The organism is Falsiroseomonas oryziterrae (genome assembly GCF_021864505.1).
GTDB classification, from domain to species: domain Bacteria; phylum Pseudomonadota; class Alphaproteobacteria; order Acetobacterales; family Acetobacteraceae; genus Falsiroseomonas; species Falsiroseomonas oryziterrae.
In genome coordinates this window covers 1-4,348 of record NZ_JAKJIB010000339.1, presented here as the reverse complement: position 1 = coordinate 4,348, position 4,348 = coordinate 1, and the positions used below count along the sequence as shown (strand labels likewise).

The window sequence follows — 4,348 nt, the reverse complement described above, 5'->3', positions numbered from 1 at the left end:
AGCGCATCGCCTCCGCCGCCAGCTCCGTCGCGATCGCCTCCAGGCGACCGAGCGCGCCCTGCGCCGCGCCCATGCGCGAGAGCGCCGCCTCCGCGGCGCCGGCATAGGCTTCGCGTCGCGTCACCTCGCCGCGCAGGTCGATCGCCGCACGCGCCGCCGACGGCCCGAGCGCACCATGCGTCGTGCCGCGCTGCCCCGTCGCCACCTGCCGGGCCAAGCCATCGAGCCGGTCCCGCAGCCGCGCCTGGTCGAGCGCCGTGCCGCCGATCGTCGCGAGGATGGACATCGCTATCGAACCGCGCTGAACAGCGCGTCCCACATGGATTGCACGGTGGCGACCACGCGGGCATTCATCGTGTAGGCGTTCTGCAGCTCGACCATCGCCGCGACCTCCCTGTCCACGTCGACGCCCGACCGCGCCTGCATCCGCGCGCCGAGCAACTGCCCGAGGCCCGAGGCGCGGTCGCGCGCCCCTTCGGCGACGCCGCGCTCGCCGGCCTGCGCCGCGACGAGTGCTGCGGCATGGGCCTCGAGCGTCACCAGGCCGGAGAGCCCCGAGACAAGCGTCCCGTCGGGCCCGAGCCCGCCGGTCGCGATCGCCGCATGCGGCACGCCGACGGCCACCTCCCGCCCGAAGGTGAAGTCGAGCAGCCGGTCGAGCAGCGTGGCGAAGCCGGCCGGCCCGCCCGGCGGGTTGGGGACGAAGGCCGTGGCGCCGCCCGGCGCGGCGACCACCGCATGCGTGCCGTCGCGCACCAGCGTCGGATTGCCGGCGACCGCCGGGTTCACGCGGATGACGGCTGCGAAGCCGAGCGCGCCGCCGGTGGTGTAGGGCAGCGAGACATCCGGCACCGCCCCGGCGCCGTCGGTGAACAGCCGGAGGCCCTGGGCCTCGAACCGGGCCGCCGTCTGCGCCGCCGACAGGTCGAGCTCCGCCGCCATGCGCGGCAGCGTCACGTCGCGCAACTCGGCCGCCGCGGCCATCCGCCCGCCCAGCACCTGCCGCGTGACGTCCTGCCCGCCCAGCGTCAGCCCGGGCAGCGTGCCCGTCCCGCCATGCCAGGCACCGGCGCCGACCGTCGCCGGCGCGATCGCGAAGGCCGCACCGTCCAGCGGGAGCACGAGCCCGCCACGCGCGACCAGCGTCACATTGCCCAGCTCGCCGCGGATCACCGAGATGTCGAGCGACTCCGCGAGCCGCGCGATCGCGAGATCCCGCGTGTCCTCGAGGTCCGCGGCGGTCCGCCCCGCTGCCAGTTCGCGCCGGATGTCGAGCGTCAGCGCGCCGATCTCTCCCAGCGCCGCATTCGCCGCCTTCGCTTCCGCCACCAGCGCGTCATGCGCCTGCTGGCGCGCCGAGCCGATCGCGGCCGCCAGCCCGTTGTAGCGAGCCGCCAGATCCTCCCCGTCACCCACGACAGCCGCACGGCGGATCGCGTCCTCCGGCGCCTCGCGCAGCGCGACGAGGCTGGCGCGGAGCGCGGCCAGCAGCCCGCCCAGGCTGTCGCCATCCTCCGGACGGCCATGAGCCGCCTCGATGCCGCCGAGGAGACGCATGCGCAGCTCGCCCGCGGCCACATCCCCGCCGGCGCGCATCGCCGCGGCCTGCAGCGCCAGGTCGACGTCGCGCGCGAGCGGCAGCGCGCGGACACCGATCCCGACCCCGCCGACCGAGACGGCCTCGCCGCCGAGGATCTTGCGCGTGTGGCCCTCGGTGCCGGCATTCGCGATGTCGTCCGCCGTCCGCGCCATCTGGCGGTCGAGCAGGCGCAGGCCGCTGCGCGCGACGCTGAGTGCGAGGTCGAGGCTCATGCGCCGTCCCTACGAGGTCATGCCCGCCCGGCCCCGGGCTAGCGCCGCATGTTGATGGTGTCCTGCAGCATCTCGTCGGACGCCGTGACGATGCGCGTGTTCGCCGTATAGGCCCGCTGCGCCAGGATCAGCTTCGAGAACTCCGCCGCGATGTCGACGTTCGACCGCTCCACGGACCCCGTCACCAGCTTGCCCACGCCGTTCGATCCGACATCCGTGACCCGCGCCTCGCCGCTCTCGATCGTGCGCATGAAGGCCTGCCCGTCCATGCGCTGCAGCTTGTCCGGATCGTTGAAGGCGACGATCGGCACGCGCGCGACGATGCGCGTCTGACCGTTGTCGTAGTTGACCGCGACGTCGCCGTTCTCGCGCACCGTCACGCCGGAAAAGGCGCCGAGCGGCACGCCATCCTGGCTGAGGTCGCGCACGCCATACTCGGTGCCCGCATAGTTCGTCAGCCCCGTCGGCACGCCGTATCCCCCGAGGCGCAGCTGCACCGCCTGCGGTCCGAAGCCGTAATCGGCGGTGAACCCCAGGAACGCGGGATCGCCGGCCGCGGCCGGCGGCGGCGCGGTGCCGGTGATGTTCGCAAGCGGCGTGATCGACGAGATGGTGCCGGGTGGCGCCGTGATCGCCGGCGGCCCCGAACTGATCGCGCCGCCGAAGTTGACGTCCACGAAGCGTCCGCCCGCCGGGCCGAGCGTATCGCCGGCCGGCGTGATTCGCAGGCGCCAGGTGTCGTCGTCGAGCTTCCACCAGTCGAGCGTCACCTGCCGCTGGTTGCCGAGCGCGTCGTAGATCTGGATCACGCTGCTGACCGGCGTCTCGGCCGGTGCCCAGGACGTCGCCGGCGGCACGACCGGGGCGGCAGCCACGCTCGGCACGTTGAAGGGAAGGTTGGCCGCGAGATCGATGCGGCCCGTGGGCACCGGGTTGAACACCAGCTCGCTGATGCGGATCGGCGAGAGGTTGGTGCGGTCGGGCTCGCCGTTCGGCAGCATCCGCCAGCCCTCGAGGTAGTAGCCCGAGCCGTTCACCATGTAGCCGTCGCGGTCCGTCGCGAAGTCGCCAGCCCGGGTGAAGAACTGCCGTTCGTCGAAGAGCACGTTGCCGGGCTGGCCGCCGCGCGACAGGGCGACGGAGAAGAAGCCCTGGCCCGCGATCGCCATGGCCAGCGGATTCTCCACCTGCTCGATCGTGCCCTGCACCGTGTTGGTGTAGTCGGGCCGCGCCTCGACCGATCCTGGCAGATGCAGCCGCAGCGTGGATCGCGTCAGCCAGCTCGTGAAGTTGGTGTCCACGCGCTTGAACCCGACCGTCTGGCTGTTGGCGACGTTGTCGGACACATGGCCGAGGGCGCGGGCCTGCGCGGTGAGCCCGCTGATGGCGGTGGTCATCGAGCCGAGCAGCGACATCGAAGTGGCCTCTCCAGGAAGGTTCGCGCAGGAAGGTTCGCGCATGAAGGTTCGCGCAGGCAGAGCCGCAAGCCGCGTGCCAGCCTTCCCAGGCAGACCACCGCCGGCACGATTGCCGGCAACCGGCAATTCCTGCCCGGCGAAGGCAGGAAGCGCTCCGGCCGGCACGTCGCAGACGCCGCGACCCGGTCGCGCCGCCCGGCACGCCGCTTGCGCCAGTCCCGGCCGCGGCGAGCGATTGCCGCGCCGCACGGAAAGCCACCGCATGGACATGCCCGTCATCCCAGCCGGACCGATCGCCGTGCTCCCGCAGGGTGCACCGATGCCGGGCGGCGAAGGCGCCTTCACGGCCCTGCTCGATGCGCTGCTGCCGATCGGCGGCCCGCCCGCGCCGGGCGGCGTCCCCCACGCGGACCGCCCGTCGCACGCGCCCATCGAGGCTGCAGGCGAGCCGCCGGCATTTCCGATGCCGGACGGCATGGCGACCACGGCGGCGCCGGCCGCATCGATCCCGGCGCGTCCTGCTGCGTCGATCATGGAGGAGATGCCCGCCGATCGTCCGGTGGAAGCGGCAGAGCCGGGCGTCACGGATACCCTGCTGACCCAGACCCGCGCCTTGGCCGATCCGGCTTCGCTCCCGTCGATCGCTGCCGTCCTGCCGTGGCGACCTGTGCCCCCGCCGCCGCAGGTCCCGGCCGATGCCGACGCGGCGCGGGCGGGGACGGCAGCCGCGGCGGATTCGCCCGCGACTGCGCCCCGGGAGATCGCCTCGCTCGTGCCCTCCGCAGTCGAGCCGGCTGCAACGCGATCCCCCGCCATCGCAGCGCAAGGGGCGGAGGACGGCACGGCCACGCCGGCCCAGGCGCCGCCGTCGTCGCAGGCAGCGGCATCGACGGCGGACCAGCCGCATCCGGACCCGACACCGGGCGGCGCCTCCCCGAGCCTCGGCTCGGCGGCGATCCCCAGGACCGTCGCAGGCTTCGCGCCGGCAGCCTCCCGCGCCGCATCGCTTGCGCCTGCGCCGACGCCCATCGCAAACAGGCCGGCCCAGGCCCTGATCCGAAGAGCACTCGTCTCAACTCCTGTCTCTTGCTTATCTCGTATGCCCTCTTTTCCTTGAA

The 4,348-nt window shown here is 73.6% G+C and carries 4 protein-coding genes; 1 reads left to right on the top strand and 3 read right to left on the bottom strand.

Going from position 1 to position 4,348, the window contains the following annotated elements; translation table 11 throughout:
* The 3 genes from L2I40_RS19625 to L2I40_RS19615 all read right to left on the bottom strand — a co-directional run.
* On the bottom strand, positions 1-286 hold a 286-nt coding region (locus L2I40_RS19625; RefSeq protein ID WP_237216872.1), incomplete at its 3' end, for a hypothetical protein.
* A 2-nt stretch (positions 287-288) separates the two neighbouring features.
* The gene (locus L2I40_RS19620) at positions 289-1,812 is read right to left on the bottom strand and encodes a flagellar hook-associated protein FlgK (protein ID WP_237216871.1); all 1,524 of its coding nucleotides are present in this window, start codon (positions 1,810-1,812) and stop codon (positions 289-291) included.
* A gap of 38 nt (positions 1,813-1,850) precedes the next feature.
* Entirely contained in the window at positions 1,851-3,227 is a 1,377-nt protein-coding gene (locus L2I40_RS19615; RefSeq protein ID WP_237216870.1) for a flagellar hook protein FlgE, read from the bottom strand.
* 265 nt (positions 3,228-3,492) lie between these two features.
* Here L2I40_RS19615 and L2I40_RS19610 point away from each other — a divergent pair, with 265 nt between their 5' ends.
* Positions 3,493-4,347: a hypothetical protein gene (locus L2I40_RS19610; RefSeq protein ID WP_237216869.1), complete on the top strand. Its 855-nt coding sequence runs from the start codon at positions 3,493-3,495 to the stop codon at positions 4,345-4,347.
* Position 4,348: the final 1 nt, after the last annotated feature.